This window comes from Salinimicrobium oceani (assembly GCF_012037645.1).
This window is the reverse complement of sequence record NZ_JAAVJR010000226.1, coordinates 1-607: the sequence shown is the minus strand read 5'-3', so window position 1 is coordinate 607 and position 607 is coordinate 1. Positions and strand designations below refer to the sequence as shown.

General features: G+C 37.2%; 1 protein-coding gene. It reads left to right on the top strand.

Annotated features, from left to right (window positions below):
• A partial coding sequence (locus HC175_RS23910) for a hypothetical protein (RefSeq protein WP_209310029.1) occupies positions 1-274 on the top strand: 274 nt, incomplete at its 5' end.
• Positions 275-607 lie beyond the last annotated feature (333 nt).

The window sequence follows — 607 nt, the reverse complement described above, 5'->3', positions numbered from 1 at the left end:
GATTGGTTGTTTTCTAGTTCCATTAATTGCAATTTGTACTCTCATTTTTTTAGCTTATTGCCAACGGCTTATACTTATTTTTACTTGCCTTTATCGAGACCAGAAGCGGATAAAATCAAGCTTTACCTGCAACAGTGGTATGGAAGAGCAGCAGGATCTTCCTGCTAATATAATGTTAATTCCTACAGTGAAGAAAATTCCAGGCTCCAAATTTTTACCTGCCGAAGCTTCAGCGGTGGTGGGCCAAATTCCAAAATGGTTAATGGGGGAATGATTGTTCTGCGAAGATCTGCGAGATCTGCGGGAAACCTTATTTATTGTATAATGTATATTGAATATTGTATAATATATAAGCGGCAAAATCAGGTTTCGTTACCTCTATTGAAATGAAATAGGTGGTATGAAATGAGTCACAATTTCTTTGTGCTCTTACTTTTTTGACTTCTTTGCTTGGTGTGAAACCATTTGAGGAAATTCTAAATTCCAAGCACCAAATACCAATTAGAGACAAAATTCTTTGCGACCTTAGCGGTTAATCTTTGCGGTCCTTTGCCTGAAACTTTGCAGCAAATGATGAGTTTTCGTCGTCTCTTCTTTTCCCAAAAGA